This window comes from Chloroflexota bacterium, assembly GCA_015478725.1.
Taxonomy (GTDB): domain Bacteria; phylum Chloroflexota; class Limnocylindria; order Limnocylindrales; family CSP1-4; genus C-114.
In genome coordinates this window covers 1-20,613 of the sequence record JADMIG010000025.1, presented here as the reverse complement: position 1 = coordinate 20,613, position 20,613 = coordinate 1, and the positions used below count along the sequence as shown (strand labels likewise).

The window sequence follows — 20,613 nt, the reverse complement described above, 5'->3', positions numbered from 1 at the left end:
CTCGGTTCAACGGTCGCCTGGGCGGTCAGTCTGGGCCGCGAGCGCGCGCGCCGGCGCCTGCGACCTCGTCTGCTCGGCCGGTTGACGGAATGCTAACGCCCGCCGACACGCCCGGTGGTTCGCCGCCGCCTGCGCCGCTCAACCGGCTTCCGATCGCCGCCCTTCGCCGAGCCGGCTGGGGCCTCGCCGACCAGTCGTTCTCGAGCCTGACGAACTTCGGCCTCAGTTTCCTCGTCGTCCGGACCGTCACCCTGGCCGACTTCGGGGCGTTCAGCCTCGCGCTCGCAGCGTACTACTTCGCGGTCAGCGTCTCGCGAGCATACCCGATGGATCCGCTCGTGATCCGCTACGGGCGCGCTCCGGAAGCCGCCTTCCGACGCGCCGCCGGCGCCGCGACCGGGACCGCACTGGGCGCCGGTGTCGTGGCCGGCAGCCTTCTGCTCGCGTGCGGTCTCCTCATCGGCGATGGAGTGGGCGTCGTGTTCGTGGGGCTCGGCATCACGCTGCCCGGCCTCCTCCTCCAGGATGCATGGCGATCCGTCTTCTTCGCGGCAGGACGCGGCCGATCGGCGTTCATCAACGACGCCATCTGGGCACTCTTCGAGTTCCCGGCACTTGCGGTCGTCATCGCGTCCGGCGATCGCAGCATCGCCTGGCCGGTGCTCGCCTGGGGCGGCGGAGCGACCGTCGCCGCCGTGGTCGGTGCCTGGCAGTCAGGCGTCGTGCCGCGCCCGGACCGTGCCCTGGGGTGGTGGCGGGAACAGATCGACATCGGGCCGCGGTTCCTCCTCGAGGCGATGGGCCGGCTGACAGCGGGCCAGCTCGTCGCCTACGGCGTGGGTGCCGTGTCGGGCCTTGCTGCCCTCGGCGCCCTGCGCGCCGGCCAGCTGCTGCTCGCTCCAGTGCAGGTGTTCTTCATGGGCATCAACATCGTGTCGGTGCCAGAGGGCGTTCGCGCCCTCGGCCACTCCGTGCATCGACTCGATCGAGCGGCCGCGGTGATGTCCCTGGGCCTGTCTGCAGCGATCGTGGCCTGGGCGGGATTCGTGCTGGCCATCCCTGACGACGTCGGAACCGTGCTCCTCAAGACGTCGTGGCTACCGGCACACGCGCTCGTGCTTCCCTTGGCCATCGGCTCGCTCGGCTACATGCTGACAGCCGGACCGTCCATGGGCCTGCGCGCGCTCGCCGCGGCTCGCCGCAGTCTTCGGGTGACCCTCTTCACATCGATCGTGAGCCTGGCAGACGCCGTGGTCGGCGCGCTGGTGGCGGGCGCGTGGGGTGCTGCATGGGGCCTGGCCGCCGCGTCGTTCATCGGTGCCGCCGCTTTTCTAAGAGCGTACCTGGTCGAAGCGCACCTCTACCGGACCCGGGCCGAAACCGCAGCCTCCGACGCGCCGGCGCCGCGCTGATGCCGGAGACGCGACTCTCCTTCTCAGTCCGGCGGCCGATCACGAGGCGCGAAGCCCAGGGTTTGACGGGCGCTCTCCAGGTCCCAGAACCGACCCGGATTGTCCGAGACACCGTAGGCGATCGCGAAGCGTACGTCCGCCTCCAGCCCCCGCGCGATGAGCTCCGCGCAGTCGCGATGGGAGAGCCATGTCGCGCGAATCCGGGCGGGCCAGACAGCCGCGATCTCCGGCGGGGCCGACGACGGCGCCGGGGCACGCGGATCGTCTGACGGGAGGACGGATCCGATCCGCAGGCAGATCACCCGCAGTCCAAAGCGGTCGCTATGGTAGCGGCCGAGGAGTTCGCCGAAGCCCTTCGAGACGCCATAGAGGGAATCGGGTCGTGGCATCGATCGCTCGTCGACCAGCGTCTCCAGGCGACCCGCGTAGATGGCGGGGGCGCCCTCGCGCTCGTAGCCCCCGACGACGTGGTTGGAGGAGGCGAAGACGACCCGCGGGACCCCGGCGCTACGGACCGCCTCGAACAGGTTGTACGCGCCGACCAGATTCGAAGCGAGGACGTCGGCCCACGCATCGGCGACGCCGGACGCCGCCGCAAGGTGGACCACCGCGTCCGAACCGCGGAGCGCTGCGGTGAGGGCATCGAGGTCCTGGAGGTCGACGACGGTGCTCGCGAACGCGGCCCGCGTGCGGGTGAGCGGACGGAGGTCGTAGCGGTCGCCGAGGTATCTCCGGACCACGCCGCCGATGAGCCCTTCCGCCCCGGTCACCGCCACTCGCAGCCGCGCAGGCATCAGGTGCCCACCGCGGACTTCGCGAGCGCCGCGAGGAGCCGCTGACGCCCACGGGCGCCGCGACGCCCATCGTCCGATCCGGCGTCCATCTCCGGCAGGGACGCTTCCAGGTAGGCGATCAGCCGAGACCGGGCATCTCGGTAGTCCAGGGCCGCGGCGGCGGCGTGTGCCCGGAGGGCGGCACCGACCCAGCCCTGTCCATCGAAGCCCGCCACGACCGCCGCGGTGGACGGTCGACCCAGGAGCGCGTGCGACTGGACGACGAAGTGGATGAGGTCGGCGAACGGCGGCGCTGCCTCGATCGCGTCCGCCCAGTCGATGAGCATCCAGCCGGACCGGGTCCGGAGGAGATTCCACGGGCTGAAGTCACCGTGGGCCGGGCCCCCGTCCGGGCCACCGCCGGCATGGAGATAGAAGGTCCCGAGATCGGCGGCGACCTGCGGGGGCAACCTCCACGGTCGGGGCCGCAGGCGCCAATCGATGGCCTCGAACACGAGGTACCCGGGCGCCTCGGCGAGCAGCCTGGGGGCTGCCAGGCCCGGCGGCAGGTGCGGACGCGCCCGCTCGAGGGCGTGTGCTTCGTGGGCCAGACCGGCCATTCCCTCCGGGTCGCTGCGCAGCTTGGCCACCGCATGTGCTCGACCTCGCGAGTCGAGGATCAGCGCCACCGCCCGTCCGGCGGTCGTTCCCCGACTCACGGCGACGAGGGAGCCGGATGGGATGGCTCCGTCGAGCCGGATCGCCTCGACGGGCGATCCCGTCGCCGGGAGCAGCGCCAGCGCGCCGGTCCGCGCGATGACCCGGGCACCCATCCAGCCGATGAGTCCACGGAGCGTGACCGGCTGGTAGACCGAGAGGCCTGCGGCCGCGACACGGCCGGACGAAGCCTGAATCACCCACCTCGCCGTGGATCCAGGCGGCAGGTTCACCCACCGCGAGCGGGACTCCCCGTCCGGGCCCGGCGCGGACGATCCCGCGGCCGACGTGGCACCGGATATCGCCTCGCGGGCCTGCCGGGCCACGACCGCGGCCGTCAGGCCCGCATCGATGATCCGCGCACGAGGGTCGTCCCGGAGCAGCGTGAGCCAGGCCTGTCGCTGGCGCTCGATCTCCGTCACGGAGAGCTCCCCCTGTCGGTCATGGGCGATCTCGGCCCCCACGTCGAGGAGAAGGATCACGTCCGGCCGTGGTGCCAGCCGGCCGAGGATGCGGACGAGTCGGTCGACGCGGTCCAATCGATACCGCCGCGGGTCGACGGCGAGGTCGGCCCAGCCGCGCTCCATGACGACCCAGCCACCGCGGCGCCGGGCCGGAAGGACCCGGACGAGCCAGCCGACAACGAAATCGACGTACAGGTAGACGACCTTGGCCGCCGATAGCCACCGTCCATATGGGCGTGCGAGATGCGGATCCGCCGGTGCGATCCGGCTCGTCGCCGAGCGCGGTAGGACGCCGAACCGCTGGTGGTACCTGACGCTCCCCAGCGGCGCCGCATCCGTCATCAGGGACGCGGCGAGGGTCGACTTCCCGGTGCCGTCCGGCCCGACGATCAGCGTCCAGCGGCCGCACGGGATGCGATCGGGAGGAACGCCCGCGATGCTCACACGAGCGCCTCGACCTGGCGGAGCCACCGGGTGGCGACGTCGGACCACCGGAAATCCTCGACGGCGACCGTCCGGCCGACCTCGCCCAGGGCGGACGACCCGGTCGCCATGATCCGCTCGAGTCCCTCGGCGAGCCCCGCCGGCGTGGCGTCCACGACGAGCGCGCCGTGCCGGTCGGCAAGGTGTCGGGCGAGCGGGTATGGCGTCGCGAGCAGGGGGGCCCCACGGACGACGGCCTCGACCGGCGCGAAGCCGAATGCCTCCCACCTCGACGGGTACACGAACGCCGCGCACGACGCGACCGCCCGTTCCTTGTCCTCGCCGTAGACGGGTCCGAGGATCTCGACCTGATCGGCGACGTCCAGCTGCCGGACCAGCGCCTCGAGCTCCGCCCGCCGGCGGGCGCCGCCCGCGCCATGGAGGCGGACGTGCGGACGGTTGTTCCGGCGCAGGGAGGCGACGCCGCGAACGATCAGGTCGAGTCCCTTGTGATCGAGATCGAGCCGGCCGAACCACAGGATCGACCCGCCGGCGCCTCCCTGCCACGTGGCCGCCGGCGGTGCGTCGATGCCATTCGGGGCAACGACGACGGGGCCACGGTGTCCGAGCGCGGCGAGGTGGACTCGCTCCTCCTCGAAGAAGACGTGGATCCCGAGGGCTCCCTCCACGATCCGGCGCTCGACGACCGACCACCAGACAGCCTTGCGCCGCCGGTGCCGGGCGACGATGTGTGGATCGTACGCACCTCGCGGCTCCAGCAGGTATGGGATCCCCGCCGCACGCGCCGAGTGCGCCGCGACGTGGTTCGCCAGGGTCCAGCCCGAATGCAGGACGACGAGGTCGACCCCTTGGAATGCGTCTCGAAGGCCAACCGGGACGGGCCCGAACGGCGTCGGGACATGGCGAACCGCTCGCCAGGCGATCCGGTCCGTGTCGTCCGGGGCCGGGCCGCCGGCGTGGACGACCAGCGTCGTGACGCCGAGATCCGCAAGCGCGACCGACCAGCGGCGGACGGCGAACGTCAGGCCGCCATCGCCGATCGCGGCACGAGGGTGATAGCGGGCGATGCGCATCTGGGTCGACGACCGTTCCACAGGGCGGTTCGGCGACCATCATGGTGGCCGCCACGTGCGGAGTATCGGTCATCCGCATGCACCGGGGACGACCGGTTCGGCAGTCGTCGCCCGGTGGAGGAGACGCTATCATGCCGCCATCCGGCAGCCGGGCCGGCCGCCGAACACAGCGACCGGAGGCTGAGTGCGCGTTCTCGTCACGGGCCATCTCGGATACATCGGGACCGTCCTCACGCCGATGTTGCTCGACGCCGGGCACGCGGTCGTCGGCCTGGACACCGACCTGTACCGGGACTGCACGTTCGGCGATCCCGACCAGATCGCTGACGTGCCCCGGCTGGAGCGTGACCTTCGGGACGTCGAGCTCGACGACCTCGCCGGCTTCGACGCAGTCCTCCACCTGGCGGCACTCTCGAACGACCCGCTCGGCGACCTGAGCCCCACGCTCACCGACCAGATCAATCATCTCGCCTCCGTCCGGTTCGCGGAACTCGCCCGCGAGGCCGGCGTGGCCCGCTTCGTGTTCTCGTCCTCGTGCAGCAACTACGGGGCTTCCGACGGGACGCTCCTCAATGAGACGGCGGACCTGCGACCGGTCACACCGTATGGGATGTCGAAGGTGCTCGTCGAACGGGACGTCGGGCGCCTGGCGAGCGATGCATTCACGCCCGTCTTCCTCCGCAACGCGACGGCCTACGGGATGTCGCCGCGCTTCCGGTTCGACATCGTCCTCAACAACCTCGTCGCGTGGGGCCATGCGACCGGTCGGGTGCGTCTCAAGAGCGACGGGACGCCGTGGCGGCCGATGGTCCATGTCCGTGACATCTGCCGGGCGTTCCTCACCGTCCTCGACGCGCCGCGCGAGCTGATCCACGGTCAGGCGTTCAACGTCGGCGCCACTGGGGAGAACTACCAGATCCGCGATCTTGCCCGCATCGCCGCCGAGGTGATCCCCGGGTGCGCCGTGGAATTCGCCCCAGGCGCGTCGCCGGACACCCGCAACTACCGCGTCGACTGCGACAAGATCCGACGGGTGCTCGATTTCAGCGTCGAGTGGGACGCTCGACGCGGCGCAGGCGAGATCCTCGACGGTTGTCGCCTCAACGGCGCGACCGTCGCCGATTTCGAGGGCCCGCGCTACGCCCGGATCGCCCACATCCGGCAGCTGCTCGAGCGTAGGGTGCTGACGCCCGATCTACGATTCGCCTGAGCGAGCGCTCACCGAGGCGCCTGATCCGGGGCCCCGGCAACGACCGATCCGCCAAGCGTGTCCTCGAGCCAGACGGCCCACGGAGGTCGTCCGTTCTCGTGGAGACGCTCCAGGTTCTGCAGATCCTTGAGCGTGTCGAGGGACGTCAGGAACCCGTCGTGGCGATAGGCGATGAGCTGGTCCTCGGCGATGAGGCGATGGAACGGGCCCGCGACGAGGTCCTCGGAGCCGTGGATGTAGTCGAAGATCGAGTCGCGGAAGAGATAGTAGCCACCATTGGCCCAGAGATCGGCGTGGGCGACGTCCCGGATCGCGGTCACGATGCCGCCACTCTCGGCCTCCACGACGTGGAACGAGGAGTTGGGACGCACGGACAGGAGCGCCGCGACCTTGTCTCGAGCCAGGAAATCCGCGACCAGCTCGGGGAGCGGCGCGTCCGTCACGATGTCGCCGTAGTTCGCGCAGAACACGGACTCCCCGTCCAGATGATCGCGAACGGCCAGCAGGCGCGCCCCGACCTCCGCTCGCCGGCCCGTGTCCGCGAAGGCGATCCGCCAGTCCTGGATGTCGGTGCCATGGAGATCGATCCGCCGGCCCCCGGAGGAGAGCGTGAAGTCGTTCGTGAGCGTCTCGTCGTAGGACAGGAAGTAGTCCTTGATGAGGCCCCCCTGGGCGCCCAGGCAGAGGATGAAGTCGCGCATGCCCCAGTGGGCGTAGTAGCGCATCACGTGCCAGAGAAGGGGGCGATCGCCGATCCTCACCATCGGCTTGGGGAGCGTCTCCCCGCCGTCGGGGAGACGGATCCCGGACCCGCCGCAGAAGAGCACGACCTTCACCGGGCGAACCCTCGCGTATTCATTGTCACCTCATCATCACGGCGCGCGACGGCCCACAAGCACCTCCGGTAGCCGCCGGTCGGAACTGTACCTCCCCGAGCGGCGCCGGCTTGACGGGACCGTCCAGGTGCGTCCGGTGGAACGCGGGGGCCGCTCCTGGCGACGCCGCGGAGCCGACCGACCGCATCCAAGGAGTTGAACGGCTCGGCGAGACGCGCGGTGGGCCGCTCGTGCACCCGGGTGTGATCGGCCAGTCCGTCGCCGGCCGATCAGTCACCGTCGGAAGATCCGTCCCGTGTAGTGCCCTGATCCTCGGGCCGCAGAGGCCCGATCTCCACACCCGCTGCGCGGGGGTCCTCCACACCCAGGCCGGGAAGGTGGCTGAGCAGCCAGCGAGCCAACCGGGCGCAGCAACGGAGCTGCTCCCCGGCTCCCAACGGCGCTCGCCAGATCGCGGCCACGTAGCCGCCCACATATTCGGTCATGAGCACCGGCGTCAATCGTCGCCAGGCTGGGCGCCCGGGATCCAGGGCGTCGGTGAACGCACGTCGGCTCCCCCAGATCGCAGTGAGTTGAGCGGGATGGCGGCGCCAGAAGAATGTCGCCCTTGGGACGAGCGCAAACCGACCATGCAGGCTCAGCTCCGCGAACATGACCCGCTCGGCCCACGGGATCGATCCGTGCGGCGCGATCGAGCGGAGGACGGACGACCGGATGATCCCGTAGAAGTTCTGGCCTCCCCGGACCACCAGCTGCTCCCAGAACCGCCGGTTCGGCGATCGCTCGGCCAGCTCGAAGCGGTTGATCTCGCGACCGAAGACCGTGCCCTCGCCATCGATCAGTAGCGTATCGCCGTAGGCATAGACCACCCCGGAATCCGCGCTCAGGACGGCCACGCATCGCTCGATGAACTCGGGTCCGTGGATGTCGTCATGGCCGGCCCACATGAAGAACTCGCCGCTGGCCTGCCGGACGACGTAGTTCAGGTTCCAGGCCAGGCCGTGGTTCTCGGCGTGGCGCACATAGCGGACGCGGTCGTCGCGGTCGACGGCTGCGCTGGCGATCCGCTCGGTTCCATCAGTCGACCCGTTGTCCGAGATGATGAGCTCGAAGTCACGGTAGGTCTGGTCGAGCAGGGAGTCGATGGCCGAGCTGAGATAACGCTCCCCGTTGTAGACGACGAGGCCGATCGAGACTCGCGGCGGCGGCGTCGATCGCCCCCATCTCGGGCCCATCTCGGGCCCGGCGTCTTGAGCGCGGAGGCGGTCGAACGTTGGACGCATCAGCGCACCGAGCCAATGGCCGGGTAGCCTGTACAACCGGGCCCGAAGGTGAACGACGTCCACAGTGGCCGGAAGGCGGAACCACGACGGAACGCGAGCCGGCCCGTTCCTCGTTCCGTCCGCCTCCACGCCTGCCCCCTCGTGACGCGACCGCGACCGCCAATGCCGGTGACGCCGGCGAGGGGCGATGATATCCTCCGCGCGGCGAATTTGCATCTCGGAGTCCTGCCGCCGGGCCACGAACCCGCCGGTGGCACCCCGCAAGACCCTGCGACGACGCCCTACGCGTCCCCGACTACCCTGTTCCGACACAGGCCGGTCCGGCCCAGGACCGGCCGCCGCACAACCCAGATGATCGAGGTATGAAAATGACTCGATGACGGATCACCGGACGATCGCCGTGTTGGGTAGCGGGTTTGCGGGCTTTGGTGCCGGCCATCGACTCGAGACCGCCGGCCGCCCGTACGTCTGCTTCGACAAAAACCCGTACATCGGAGGCCACACGGCCAGTCACGTCCAACCCGATGGCTGGGTCTTCGACGACGGTCCGCATGTGTCGTTCACGAAGGACGAACGTGTTCAGGGCATCCTGGCCGACGCCGTCGACGGCCGGTTCGAGAGCGTGCCCATTCGCCTGAACAACTACTGGCAGGGCTACTGGTTCACCCATCCGGCCCAGGTCAACCTCCACGGCCTTCCGACCGACCTGATCGTCCGGCTTCTGGTGGACTTCGTGGAGGCCCAGCGGATCGCGGATCCGCAGGTCAGCAACTACGAGGAATGGTGCCTGGCGGCGTTCGGGCGGACGTTCGCCGAGACCTTCCCGCTCGTCTACGGTCGCAAGTACCACACCACCGAGGCCGCCAACCTGACGACTGACTGGCTGGGCCCGCGGATGTATCGGCCCAACCTCGCGGAGATATTCCAGGGCGCCCTGGCGAGCACGCCGACGACCGACGTTCACTACGTCACCCATTTCCGGTACCCCTCCCACGGCGGCTACGTCTCCTACGTCCGGTCGTGGGCCGAGCGGGCCGGCGTGCGCCTGGGTCACGAACTCGTCGGACTGGATCCGGTCGCCTGCGTGCTCCGCTTCGCGACAGGGCTCTCCGTGCCGTACCGGCAGGTCATCTCGTCGATCGGACTGCCCGAGCTGATCCCGATGATCGACGGCGTCCCAGGTGAAGTTCGCGAGGCGGCCGCGCGACTGGCGTTCACGAGCGTGGTGATGGTCAATCTGGGGATCGATCGGGCGGACCTCACTGACGCCCACGTGTCCTATTTCTACGACGAGGACATCGTCTTCTCGCGCCTGAGCTTTCCTCACCGCCTGTCGCCCCACACCGTGCCGCCGGGGACGGGCAGCATCCAGGCCGAGATCTACTTCTCCGACAAGTACCGCCCGCTGCCCGAATCACCCGACGGGCTCATCCGGCGCGTGATTGCCGACCTGCGGCGTTGCGGGATCCTTCGGGACGCCGATCAGATCCTCTTCTCTGAGGCGCGGGTCGCTCGCTATGGCAACGTCATCTACGACCATGACCGGGCCGCTGCGCTGGCGACGGTCCACGGCTACCTGGACGAGATAGGCGTCCTGTACTGCGGGCGCTATGGCGAGTGGAACCACCTCTGGACGGACGAGGCGTTCGTGAGCGGAGAACGGGCGGCCGAGCGCGCGCTCGAGCGCGACGGCTGACGACCGAGCCAAGCGTCCCGCCCCCGGCCGACTGGTATCCTCAGGCCACCCATCGACGCTCCGGCCGAAGTGAGACCCCGTTCGATGCCCGAACCCGAATCGCTCGGGCCTTGTCGGTCCTGCGGCTCGGCCCTGCTGGGACCGATCCTTGACCTCGGCTCCCAGCCGTTTGCCGATGCGCTCGTCGATCCCGACGCGCCGCCGGGGGCGGAACCGACTCACCGGCTTGCTCTTGGCGTGTGCCCGCACTGCTGGCTGGTACAGCTGGCGGAGACGGAGCAACCGCCAGACCCGGCCCACGGGCATGGGGCGGCCTTCTCCTCGTCGACACTGGACCACGTCGGCGGTTGGGCCGCCGAGCTGCTCGACGAGCTGAAACTGGATGCGTCGAGCCTGGTGGTCGACGTTGCCGCCGGATCCGGCCACCTCCTCGCGCCCTTCCGGGCTGCCGGCCTCCGGGTCTGGGCGGTGGAGGCCGATCCGGCCATGGCCGAGGCGTGTCGCGCAGCGGAGATCCGGACGAGCCCCGGCCCCTTCGGCGCGAGCAGCGCGGCCGCGCTCCGGGCAGCCGCGGGCCCGGCCGACCTGGTTCTCGTCAACCACGCGCTCGCGCACGTCGACGACCTGGCCGATGCCACGAGCGGGATCGGCCTCCTGCTCAAGCCGGGCGGCACGGTCGCGATCGAGTTCCACCACCTGCTCGGCCTCGTGGTGGAGCGCCAGTTCGACGCTGTCTGTCACGCCCATCGCACCTATCTCTCGCTGACCGCGCTGCGGCCGTTGCTCGATCGCCACGGACTGCGGGCGATCGACGCCCGCCCGATGGCGGCCCACGGTGGCTCGCTGCGGGTCCTCGCCGTGGGTTCGGAGGATGCCTCCGCCCGGGCGACCCCCGAAGGCACCGCTCGACTCGAGGCGATCGTCGAGGCTGAGCACACCGGAGGTCTGGACCGGCTGGATGGGTTCGATGATCTGGGCCCGGCCGCGGCGGCAGCCTGCGATCGCATCCGGTCGTTTCTCGAGACCGCGCGCGCCGACGGCCTGAAGGTCGCCGGGTACGGCGCCCCGAGCCGCGCAGCGACGCTCTGCAACGCCGCCGGGATCACGTCTGCGCTCCTGCCGTTCACGGTCGACCGTTCGCCGGACAAGCAGGGCCGATTGCTGCCTGGCTGCCGAATTCCGATCCGGGATCCGACGGCCATCGAGGTCGCCCGCCCGGACCTCATCCTCATCCTGCCGTGGACGCTCCGCGAAGAGATCGTCGAACAGCTGGCCGTGGCACGCACCTGGGGCGGCCGGTTCGTCGTGGCCCTTCCGGAACTCCGGCTGTTCAGCTGACCGAGGCGCCGTGACCAGGCCGTTCCGATTCATCGCGCCGATGCCCCGACTGACACAGCCGATCGAACGCTGGCGCGGTGCCCTGCGCCGGATCGAGGACCTCGGCTTCAGCACCGTGTGCGTCTCGGAGCACCTGACCCACGGCTGGACGATGGAGCCACTGACGGTCATGACCGCGGCGGTCGACGCAACCACCACGCTTCGGGTGCTCTCGCTCGTCCTCTCGAACGACTTCCGTCACCCCGTTCTCCTCCATAAGGCGATCGCGACGCTGGACGTGCTGAGCGGCGGCCGTGTCGAGCTTGGGATCGGAGCCGGCTGGCTGGAGGACGACTACGTCGCCGCGGGCATCCGCCTGGATCCGCCGGCCACCCGGATCGAGCGATTGGCCGAGTCCGTGGAGGTCATCCGCGGCCTGTTCGGCCCGGACCCCGTCTCGTTCCAGGGCCGACACTACCGGATCGCCGGCCTGGACGGCCTGCCGAAGCCCGTCCAGCAACCGCACCCGCCATTCATGATCGGCGGTGGCGGGCCACGAATCCTGGCCTTCGCGGCGGCGAACGCGGACATCGTGGGCGTTCACGCCAGACTGCCCGAGGGTTCGCTCTCGGCCGCCGCCGCGGCGGACCTCGGCGCGGAGCGCATTGGCGCGAAGGTTCGCTGGGTGCGCGAGGCCGCCCGCGCGGCCGGCCGGCCGGACGATGCGCTCGAGCTCCAGTTCTCGGCCTATCTCGTCCGGGTCTCGGACTCGCCCGCCGAGGCCGGAGCAAGCACCTCTAGCTTCGCCGAGCTGCTGGGGGCCGACCCCGAGCTGCTCGCCGGCTCGCCGGCCGTGCTCGCCGGCAGCGTGGCCGCCTGCGTCGCGGCGCTCCAGGAGCGCCGCGAGCGCTACGGGTTCAACTACTGGAACCTGGGCGCGGACATCGAGGCCGTGGCGCCGATCGTTGCGAGGCTTGCCGGCACCTAGTGTCGCGATGCTCGTGGCAGCGATGCCAGCACTTGCGCGCGTTCGTAGACCTCCTCGAGGCGATGCCGATGCGGCTCTGGCGCGAGCTCGGCCACGGCGCGTGCGATGGCGCGCTCGCCGAACGATCGACACCGTGCGTCGTCTTCCACGAGCGTCCGGATGGCCCGACCCATCGCCTCCACGTCACCCACGTCGACGGTGATCCCGCTGTCCTCCTCGACGAGCTCGGTCAGCCCGCCCGTGCGGGTCGCGAGGAGTGGACGTCCCGCGGCCATCGCCTCGAGCGCCGCGAGCGGGGCGTTCTCGTCCCAGCGCGAGGAGAAGGCCACGTACCGAGCGCCACGCATCTCGCGCTCGACCCCATCGCGGTTGAGGCGACCCGCGAAGCGCAGGTTGGCGAGCTCGAGGCGTCCGGCGAGCTCCACGAGCCTCCGCGCAGCGGGGCCGTCCCCGACGAGGTGGAATGGCGGGTCACCAGCGAGGACGAGTGCGTGCAACAGATCGTCCAGGCCCTTCTCGTCGGACAGCCGCCCCACGTAGAGGCCGTAGGAACCTGGCTCTGCATTGCCGGGTCGCAGGTCGGTGAAGTTCCGGACGACCTCCACCCGGTCCGGCGGTATCCCCCACTGGACGAGGCGGTCGCGCATGAACCGGCTCGGTGCGATGTACAGGGTGACCTTCTCCTCGAGCCTCAGCGCGAACCGGTGGGTCAGCAGGGCGCTCGCATAGGCGGCAGCCTGGGAGCGCGTCGGGAAGCACTCGTGGACGACGGCGTTCGCATAGTTGCCACCCTCGCACCGTCGGCACGGCTGCCCCTCCGTGAACATCACGCCGTTCGGGCACCGCATCCGGAAGTTGTGGACCGTCATGACGAGGGGCAGCCCGCGCCGTTCGGCGACAAGATGGACGGCCGGCCCGAACGACGGATATGCGTTGTGGAGATGGACGACGTCCGGCCGGAACCGGCCGATCGCCCGGGACACGCTCCGCCGCTCGGCCGGCGAGTAGATCATCCGCGCCGCGGTCGCGATGCGCTCCCCGAGCGCCTCGTTGGCGCGTTCGAGCAGGTGGACCGTGTGATGCCGGCTCAGGAGGTCGACCTGCTGGCGGACATAGCCATCCTCACCGCCTGCCAGTCGATAGAAGCTGTGGGCGATGAGGATCCGCATCAGGAGGCCGGGTGGGTCGACCGCCGGGCGGCGCGTCCGAGTCGGATGGGCGACGCTGCCTCCGGGCGCTCCGGCGCGCGCGATAGGCGGACGGCGGCCAGGCCGAGGCCGATCACGCTCCAGAACCAGATGCCACCCTGCGGGCTGCCGAGATACACGTCGAACGAGCCATCGATGAGGGCGGCCGCCCAGTACACGAAGATCCAGCCGAGGATGGGCACCCATAGTGGCGCGGCCCGGATGGCCCTGAAGGCCGCCCGCAGGAGGCTGATCCCGAACGCGATCTGGAACGCGAGCCACAGCGCCAGGCCCGGCACGCCGGCCCGGGCGAGGATCTCCAGGTGCGTGCTATGCGGAGCTCTGAGGGACCCGTCGGCCGTCACCTGGAAGCCGTCCGCGTTAGCCAGATTGATCCCGAACCCTTTCCCGGTCCAGAAGTACGGTCCGTTGACCGTGTAGCTCACGATCTTGTCCCACCACTGGACGCGCCACTCCTTCGTGGCCTGGTTCGCGGCGCTCGACTGGTTGCTGAAGACACTCGTCAGGTTGTCGACGAGCTGGCCGACCGAGATGGCCCGGGTCCCGCCGACATCGACCTGCGGGTCGACGAGGACGGTGAGCGCCAGCAACGTGACGCCGACGAAGACGAGTGCCACCCAGCGGCTGGATGCTCGCACGAACAGGAGGACGGCGGACGTCGCCGCGAGGGTGACCATGGCAGCTCGATTCAGGGCGGCCGTCAGAGCGCATTCCACGAACCAGGCACTCCACAGGGCAAGGTCACGGATCCCGGCCGCGCTTCCGGCCCGTTCATAGAGCCCGAGGAGGATGAACGCCCCGATGGCGGTGAGGTGGACGGCCGTGTCGCCGGCCTTGAACACGACGAGGGCGACGTTCGAACCGGGCGCCTTTGGCAGGGCATCCCCGAGCAGGAGCGTCAGTCCCGCTGCCAGAGGGACCCAGACGAGGAACACGGGGATCATCCGTTGGTACCCGGCCCTCAGCCGGTGGAAGTGCTCTTGACGGACCGTGACGGATACGGCGATCGCGAACAGCCCATAGGCCCATGTCACGGCGTCGCGGAGGGCGTCGATCCCGTACAGGCCGATATACGGGATCGTCCGAATGGCCCCCCAGATCATGAACAGCGCGAGGAGACCGTGGAGGACTCCGAACCGCGCCCGACCGAATGACACGAGGATCGAGACGAGCCCGAGGGCGAGGACCATCTCCCCGACATAGAGGGGCGGGACACCGAGGTACGCGAATCCCTTGCCGAGGAAGGCATAGCCCACGAGGATGGCGATGAGCCCGCCGTGGAACAGGCCCACGACACGGCGTCCCATGGCGACGAGCCCAAGGCCGACGACCAGCGCCGCGATGACGGCCGCCGACGTAGGCCAGACCGCCACGAGCACGCCCGATGCGGCGGCGATCGCGAGCGCCGCCAGCCTGGTCAGGCGCGCCGCGTTCGTCGCCAGGGCGAGGCGATGCGAGGCGGCAATCGCGATGGATCTGGAAGGGATCGTCGTCAGGTCCTCTCGTCCGGATCGCCGGTCCACCCGGGGTGCCGGTCCATCCTACGCGGGCCGGGCGGAGACCCATTACCGGGTGGGCCCCGGGAAGGATGGCACAATGGGCAGATGATGCGACACACCGTGATCGCGGGCATCGGAGCCGTCGTGATCATCGGCGGCCTTCTGCTCGGGGCGTCGTCCGCGCGGCCACCGGATCCCGCCGCTGCTCCCACTGCCGTCGCGGTGGCGTCTCTGGAACCGCCGGTCTCCGCGTGCACGGTGAGGATCCAGAGCCTCGTCGATGCCGCCGCACCCGGAACGGAGGTCGTCGTTCCCGCATGTCTCGCCCGTGAGACGGTCGTCATCGGCAAGCCACTCACGCTGCGCGGTTCAGCCGGCTCGGAGATCCGGGGGAGCGACGTGTGGACGGCCTGGGCGCCGTCCGGTGGCGATTGGCGGAGCGCCCGGGCGATCCCGACGTTCCTGGGCGGGGGGCAGTGCCGGTCCGGCCGGGCGTGCCAGGATCCCGAGCAGGTCTACCTCGACGGGTTGCCACTCGTCCGCGCGCAGGGGAACCCCGCACCTGGTCAGTTCGCGGTGGATCAACAGCGTCGGGTCATCCTGGGAAGCGATCCCACCGGCCATCTCGTCGAGGTCACCGTTCGTGACGCGTGGGTGGTGATCGCCGCGCCGGACGTGACGGTGACCGGATTCTCGATGCGCTATGCGGCCAATGCCCCGCAGACCGGCGCCATCAGGAATCTCGACGGCGCCGGCCGCGACGTGGTGACCGGCAACGTGTTCGCCTACGCTCACGGCGCGGACGTGGCCCTCGACCACGGCAACGACAACGTCATCAGCAACAACGACATCGGCTTCGGTGGCCAGCTCGGGGTCCACCTGGGAGGCAGCGGCACGCCGCAGGACGGACGGAGGAACATCGTTCGTGGCAACCGGATCCACGATAACAACATCGCCGGCTTCGACCCCGAGTGGGAGGCGGGTGGCCTCAAGGCGACCGTCCAGACCGGCCTGCTCCTTCAGGGCAACGAGGTCGATCACAACGTGGGCCCCGGCCTCTGGTGTGACATCTACTGCCGCGGCACGGTCTACCGGGCGAACCGTGTCCACGACAACACGTACGCCGGCATCATGGAAGAGGTGAGTTACAACGGACTCATCACTGGCAACGTGGCGTGGAACAACGGCTACGGCAAGGCGGTCTGGGGCTGGGGCGCCGGGATCCTCGTATCCTCCTCGACCGGGACAGAGGTCTCGAACAACACGCTCGCCTGGAACGCCCGCACGGGCATCGCGATCATCAGCCAGAACCGCCAGGACTGGCCGAACGTCAAGCCGCTCGCCGGCATCAATGTCCACGACAACGTCACCGCCGTCTCGGTGCCGAACACCTACGGCGAATTCTGGGGCGAGGACTTCTCCGGGTCACTGTTCAGCGCTGGCCAGAACAACCGCGGCTCGAACAACCGCTTCTGGTTCGCCTACCCGGAGGCCGGGAACTGGCGGTTCAGCTGGGACGGGAACTTCAGCTCCCTCGCGGATTTCGAGCGCACGCCTGCCGAGCAGGGGGGAAGCTACCTGACCGACGCGCAGAAGGACACGATCCTGGCTGCGGCCGGCGTGCCACCCGCTCCGTGAGTCGAGCGGGCGGCTTGTCACTCCTCGTTGTGGCGGGCACGCTGGGGGGCGGTCTCGGAGCGGCGGCTCGAGAGCAGTCCGGCTGGTTCACGCGTCGGGGTTGGCGGGTGGTGCTGGCCGCTCCCGGGGATATTCCGTGGATGCCCGGCCTGGACTTCGAGCACCACTCGACGCCGATTCCGCGGAGTGCCCGCGATGCGCGCGGGATGGCCCGAGCGGTCGCGGACCTGCGCGCGATCGTTCACGACGTCCGGCCGGACGTCATCCACTGCCACGGGATGCGCCCGTTCCTCGTGGCACGTGCAGCGACTCGACACCGACCATACGTGACCCTTCACGGGACTGGCGCAATGCCGAGCGATCCGCGCGGATACGCACGTCTGAGGTGGGCAGGATTGCGGCTTGTTCCGCTCCTCGCCCGCCGGGCATACACGGCAGGCGTGGAGCCCCACCCGGGCTGGACGTTCCTCGCCCACGCGAGCCCGCGACTGCAGACGCTTTCCCGACGGGAAATGGACAGGCAGGACGGTCCCGCCACGTTCCTCTGGTTCGGCAATCTCGTCGACCAGAAGCGCCCGGACCTCTTCGTGAGGGCCATCAGCCGCGCTGCGGACACGGTCCCCGTGCGGGGGATCATGGCCGGCGGCGGACCGAGGCGCGACGAGATCGAGCGGCTGATCGGCGAGCTTCGGGCCCCGATCGAACTGGTGGGGCACATCGACGATGTTCAGACCGCGCTCGATCGTGCGCGGAGCGTGGTCCTGTTCAGCTGGTTCGAGGGCGTGTCCTTCGCGGTTGAGGAGGCGATGTGGGTAGGCCGCCCCGTCCTCTGCTCAGCACTCCCGAGCCTGCGCTGGCTGCTCGGCGACTCGGGCGCCTTCGCCGACGATGTCGAGGCGGCGGCTGCCCGGATCATCGAACTCACGGATCGCGACCATGCCGCGGCGTTGGCGGACCGCGCCAGCGCGCGCATCCGCGACCTCATCGCGCCGCATGCGCCGTGGCCAGAGCTCGACGCGACCTATCGCCGCGATCTCGGAGCGGCCTGACCATGCGTATCGTCCACTACTACCCCACGGCACGGGAGGACTCGGGGGTGACGCTCGCCCTCTGGTCCTGGGCTCGGGCCCAAGCTCGCGCGGGCATCGACGTCGCGGTCCTCCATGGGGGATCGTCGCTCGAGCCTGACCGCCGGTTCAGCCCCGACGATGACAATCCCACGCCGGGACTCGCGGAGAGCGTCGTCCCACACCGTGGCCTCGGACGTCTGACGAGGCATCCGGTGGCCCTCGAACGGTGGCTCCGGCGTGGCGACATCCTCATCCTCCATGAGGGTTGGGTGCCATCCAACCATGTGGCCGCGCGGGCAGCTCGACGTGCCGGCGTCCCGTATGTCGTCATGCCGCACGGGGTGTACGAACCGGCCTGGCGGTCCTATCTGCGCCCGCCGGTGCGCCTCCGGGAGTACTTCGAACGTCGCCTCCTTGAACGGGCGGCAGCCGTCCACGCATTCTTCGACTCCGAGCTGCCGGGGATCCGCCGCCTCGCGCCCCGCGCCTCGTTCATCGTCCTCCCGACCGGTTTCGACCTGCCCGACACGCACTGGGCCGGGGGTGGAGGGTACCTGTCCTGGGTCGGCCGATATGATCCGTGGCACAAGGGCCTCGACATCCTCATCGACGCGCTGGTCCTGCTGCCGCCAGAGCGCCGGCCGAGGTTGCGGCTCCACGGCTACGACTTCCGGGGCGGACTCGAGGCGCTCCGGCGCCGGATCGCCGATCGCGGGATCGGGGACTGGGTGGATCTCGGCGGCGTCATCTCCGGACCCGCGAAGACCGAGTTCCTCCGGCACGCGGATGGCTATGTCCACCCTTCTCGGTGGGAGTCATACGGGATCGCCCTCGTCGAGAACCTGGCGCTCGGCGTACCATGCGTCGTCTCCTCGTCCGTGCACCTCGCCGGCGATCTGGCCGCGTACGACGCGGCGATCCTCACCAGGCCGGATCCGCACGACCTCGCCAACGCCCTCCAGCGCCTCGGGCAGGATCCTCGGGATATTGGGCCCAACGGCCGCCGGCTCGTCAGTCAACGTCTCGACTGGGCGAACATCATCCCCGCGTTCGTCGCGCACACGGAGCGTCTGGCGAGCCAGGACGGTCGCACGAGGAAGCCAGCGTGATCGATCGCAGGCCGGAGCCACTCGTCTCCGTCGTGATCGCGACGTACGACCGACCCGTACTCATCCTCCGAGCCGTCGCCAGCGCGCTGGCCCAGTCCGAGACGAGGCTCGAGGTGATCGTCGTCATCGACGGAGCGAACCCTGCGATCGTGAACGCCCTGCAGACGGTCGGCGACCCACGCCTGCGCGTCGTCGAGCTTTCACAGAACGTCGGCCCGGCGGGTGCCCGCAACCGCGGGTTCATCGAGGCGACCGCCCCCTGGATCGCCCTCCTCGATGACGATGACGAGTGGCTGCCCGACAAGCTCCGGATCCAGCTCGACCTGGCCACGACCTCGCCGGCGCGCCTGCCGATCGTGGGGAGTCGCCTCATCGCAAGGACCCCGGGAGCCGATCTCGTCCTGCCGCGACGACTGCCTCGACCGGACGAGCCGATGAGCGAGTACCTCACGGTGCGGCATCATGCCTTCCACGGCGAGGGGTATCTCCAGTCCTCGACGCTGCTCGCCCCCACCGAACTCTTCCGGTCCGTTCCGTTCAGGGCGGGTTTCCGCTTCGACGACATGGACTGGGTCCTGCGCGCCACGCGAGTAGCGGGCACATCGGTCACGTGCGCGGCTGAGCCGCTCTCGATCTGGTACGAGGATGTCGATCGCCCACGGATCAGCCTGAGACCCGGCTGGCGTCCGACATTCGAGTGGACCAGGTCCAATCGTGAGTTGTTCACCCCCCGCGCGTACGCGGCGGTTCAGATGGGCCTCGTGAGCTCCATGGCGGCGGCAAGCGGCGATCGGAGCGCGTTCCGGCTGATCGCCCGCGAGGCGTTCCGGTACGGCAGGCCGCACCTCCTCGAGCTCGTCACCTTCGCCCAGGTCTGGCTCTTCCCGCAGCGCCTGCGTCACGCCATCCGGGAGGTATTCACAAGGAGATCGCGCCGCTACCGAGGCTGAAGCCCAGTAGCGGCGCGATCTCCGTGGTCCGGTAGCTGTCGTGTTCCCGCCTACAAGGCGACCTGGAGCGTGGCCGGATCGATGGACGAGTCCTGCCAGATATTCGTGTCCCAGCCACTCACGGTCCCGCAGTTGCCCGCGTTCCAGGCCGGGTTCGACTGTCCGCTCGCCTTGATCCAGAAGACCCGGTTCCCGCCGGCCTCGATCCCGGAGCATGTCCCGGAACCCTGATTCCAGACGTAGATCCCGACGTTGGACTTCGCGCGCTGCGCGCCGTAGATGGTGTTGTTGAGGATGTGGATGTCGGACCCCCCCGGAACACCGATGCCAACCTGGCCAGGGTTGAGGTACGTGTTGTATCGAACGACGATGTGGGAGCCGCCTGCGTCCCCGGGCATCGTTCCGGAGCCAGAGCCGGAGCTCCAGTTCGTCCCCTGGAAGGCGTTGTATTCCACGATGAGCGGGCTGGAGGCGGAGGCTCCGCCGGACTGGAAGAGCGAGATCATGTCCTCGGTGTTGCCACCCACGCCCTTGTTGTGGGCGATGTACCCGCCGGTCGAGCGGTTGAACTGGACGTAGTTGGAGTGCCCGGAGCCGATCGTGCCGTCACCGATGTTCTGGAACCTGTTCCAGGTCACCGTGACGTTCGTCGAGTTCACGACATAGACACCGCCCACATCACCCGAGAAATCGTTGGCCGTGACGGTGACGTTGTTGCAGTTCTCGATGATGATGGCGTCGTCGGCGATGCCGACGAACTGCTTGCCGCTGATGGTGACGTTCGAGCAGTTGGTCAGGTGGATCTGCCCTGACGGGGTGCGCTGGAGGAACGGAACGGACCACGGGTCCGCGTTCGGTGGCGCCGTCGGTGTGGGGGTCGGTGTCGCGGTGGGGGTCGGTGTCGCGGTGGGGGTCGGTGTCGCGGT

At 69.6% G+C, this 20,613-nt stretch carries 17 protein-coding genes; 9 read left to right on the top strand and 8 right to left on the bottom strand.

All coding sequences use genetic code 11. From position 1 onward, the window contains the following. Positions 1-89 precede the first annotated feature (89 nt). Complete coding sequence (locus IVW53_12585) at positions 90-1,412, top strand: hypothetical protein (protein MBF6606410.1); 1,323 nt, start codon at positions 90-92, stop codon at positions 1,410-1,412. A 23-nt stretch (positions 1,413-1,435) separates the two neighbouring features. Here the strand turns inward: IVW53_12585 and IVW53_12580 are convergent, their stop codons facing one another. Genes IVW53_12580 through IVW53_12570 form a run of 3 tightly spaced genes read right to left on the bottom strand, consistent with a single transcriptional unit; the run spans position 1,436 to position 4,904 of the window. Further along, positions 1,436-2,206, bottom strand: a complete 771-nt coding sequence (locus IVW53_12580) for an NAD(P)-dependent oxidoreductase (GenBank protein ID MBF6606409.1) — start codon at positions 2,204-2,206, stop codon at positions 1,436-1,438. Next, positions 2,206-3,810, bottom strand: a complete 1,605-nt coding sequence (locus IVW53_12575) for a hypothetical protein (protein ID MBF6606408.1) — start codon at positions 3,808-3,810, stop codon at positions 2,206-2,208. Before IVW53_12575 ends, IVW53_12580 begins: the two co-directional genes overlap by 1 nt. Continuing rightward, positions 3,807-4,904 (bottom strand): glycosyltransferase, encoded by a 1,098-nt coding sequence (locus tag IVW53_12570; GenBank protein ID MBF6606407.1) that lies wholly within the window; start codon positions 4,902-4,904, stop codon positions 3,807-3,809. The genes IVW53_12575 and IVW53_12570 overlap by 4 nt, the downstream gene beginning before the upstream one ends. A gap of 163 nt (positions 4,905-5,067) precedes the next feature. Here IVW53_12570 and IVW53_12565 point away from each other — a divergent pair, with 163 nt between their 5' ends. Further along, positions 5,068-6,093, top strand: coding sequence for an SDR family oxidoreductase (locus IVW53_12565; GenBank protein ID MBF6606406.1), 1,026 nt, complete (start codon positions 5,068-5,070; stop codon positions 6,091-6,093). A gap of 8 nt (positions 6,094-6,101) precedes the next feature. On the opposite strand, the gene IVW53_12560 is transcribed toward IVW53_12565, so the two are convergent. Then, on the bottom strand, positions 6,102-6,929 hold the full coding sequence (locus IVW53_12560; GenBank protein MBF6606405.1) for a glucose-1-phosphate cytidylyltransferase: 828 nt from the start codon (positions 6,927-6,929) through the stop codon (positions 6,102-6,104). Positions 6,930-7,198: 269 nt separating this feature from the next. After that, a complete protein-coding gene (locus tag IVW53_12555; GenBank protein MBF6606404.1) occupies positions 7,199-8,164 on the bottom strand; it encodes a glycosyltransferase family 2 protein in 966 nt (321 codons plus the stop codon). 424 nt (positions 8,165-8,588) lie between these two features. Here IVW53_12555 and IVW53_12550 point away from each other — a divergent pair, with 424 nt between their 5' ends. The 3 genes from IVW53_12550 (at position 8,589) to IVW53_12540 (ending at position 12,213) form a co-directional block, all read left to right on the top strand. Then, complete coding sequence (locus IVW53_12550; GenBank protein ID MBF6606403.1) at positions 8,589-9,908, top strand: NAD(P)-binding protein; 1,320 nt, start codon at positions 8,589-8,591, stop codon at positions 9,906-9,908. 84 nt (positions 9,909-9,992) lie between these two features. Continuing rightward, positions 9,993-11,246, top strand: a complete 1,254-nt coding sequence (locus IVW53_12545) for a methyltransferase domain-containing protein (GenBank protein ID MBF6606402.1) — start codon at positions 9,993-9,995, stop codon at positions 11,244-11,246. Between the two features lie 40 nt (positions 11,247-11,286). After that, entirely contained in the window at positions 11,287-12,213 is a 927-nt protein-coding gene (locus IVW53_12540; GenBank protein ID MBF6606401.1) for a TIGR03621 family F420-dependent LLM class oxidoreductase, read from the top strand. On the opposite strand, the gene IVW53_12535 is transcribed toward IVW53_12540, so the two are convergent. Beyond that, positions 12,210-13,382, bottom strand: coding sequence for a glycosyltransferase family 4 protein (locus IVW53_12535; GenBank protein MBF6606400.1), 1,173 nt, complete (start codon positions 13,380-13,382; stop codon positions 12,210-12,212). The genes IVW53_12540 and IVW53_12535 overlap by 4 nt on opposite strands. Further along, the gene (locus tag IVW53_12530) at positions 13,382-14,944 is read right to left on the bottom strand and encodes an O-antigen ligase family protein (GenBank protein MBF6606399.1); all 1,563 of its coding nucleotides are present in this window, start codon (positions 14,942-14,944) and stop codon (positions 13,382-13,384) included. The genes IVW53_12535 and IVW53_12530 overlap by 1 nt, the downstream gene beginning before the upstream one ends. Positions 14,945-15,040: 96 nt before the next feature. Between IVW53_12530 and IVW53_12525 the strand changes: the two genes are divergently transcribed. Genes IVW53_12525 through IVW53_12510 form a run of 4 tightly spaced genes read left to right on the top strand, consistent with a single transcriptional unit; the run spans position 15,041 to position 19,687 of the window. Beyond that, the gene (locus IVW53_12525) at positions 15,041-16,558 is read left to right on the top strand and encodes a right-handed parallel beta-helix repeat-containing protein (protein MBF6606398.1); all 1,518 of its coding nucleotides are present in this window, start codon (positions 15,041-15,043) and stop codon (positions 16,556-16,558) included. A gap of 14 nt (positions 16,559-16,572) precedes the next feature. Then, entirely contained in the window at positions 16,573-17,607 is a 1,035-nt protein-coding gene (locus IVW53_12520; GenBank protein ID MBF6606397.1) for a glycosyltransferase family 4 protein, read from the top strand. A 2-nt stretch (positions 17,608-17,609) separates the two neighbouring features. Then, the gene (locus tag IVW53_12515; GenBank protein MBF6606396.1) at positions 17,610-18,737 is read left to right on the top strand and encodes a glycosyltransferase; all 1,128 of its coding nucleotides are present in this window, start codon (positions 17,610-17,612) and stop codon (positions 18,735-18,737) included. Further along, positions 18,737-19,687, top strand: coding sequence for a glycosyltransferase family 2 protein (locus tag IVW53_12510; GenBank protein ID MBF6606395.1), 951 nt, complete (start codon positions 18,737-18,739; stop codon positions 19,685-19,687). The genes IVW53_12515 and IVW53_12510 overlap by 1 nt, the downstream gene beginning before the upstream one ends. Positions 19,688-19,737: 50 nt before the next feature. Here the strand turns inward: IVW53_12510 and IVW53_12505 are convergent. Continuing rightward, a partial coding sequence (locus IVW53_12505) for a right-handed parallel beta-helix repeat-containing protein (protein ID MBF6606394.1) occupies positions 19,738-20,613 on the bottom strand: 876 nt, incomplete at its 5' end.

Excerpts from the sequence above, each read along its gene's own strand:
- IVW53_12550 (MBF6606403.1), top strand. The coding sequence starts at position 8,589 with ATGACGGATCACCGGACGATCGCCGTGTTGGGTAGCGGGTTTGCGGGC.
- IVW53_12535 (MBF6606400.1), bottom strand. The coding sequence starts at position 13,382 with ATGCGGATCCTCATCGCCCACAGCTTCTATCGACTGGCAGGCGGTGAG.
- IVW53_12585 (MBF6606410.1), top strand. The coding sequence starts at position 90 with ATGCTAACGCCCGCCGACACGCCCGGTGGTTCGCCGCCGCCTGCGCCG.
- IVW53_12545 (MBF6606402.1), top strand. The coding sequence starts at position 9,993 with ATGCCCGAACCCGAATCGCTCGGGCCTTGTCGGTCCTGCGGCTCGGCC.
- IVW53_12580 (MBF6606409.1), bottom strand. The coding sequence starts at position 2,206 with ATGCCTGCGCGGCTGCGAGTGGCGGTGACCGGGGCGGAAGGGCTCATC.
- IVW53_12555 (MBF6606404.1), bottom strand. The coding sequence starts at position 8,164 with ATGGGCCCGAGATGGGGGCGATCGACGCCGCCGCCGCGAGTCTCGATC.
- IVW53_12515 (MBF6606396.1), top strand. The coding sequence starts at position 17,610 with ATGCGTATCGTCCACTACTACCCCACGGCACGGGAGGACTCGGGGGTG.
- IVW53_12540 (MBF6606401.1), top strand. The coding sequence starts at position 11,287 with ATGCCCCGACTGACACAGCCGATCGAACGCTGGCGCGGTGCCCTGCGC.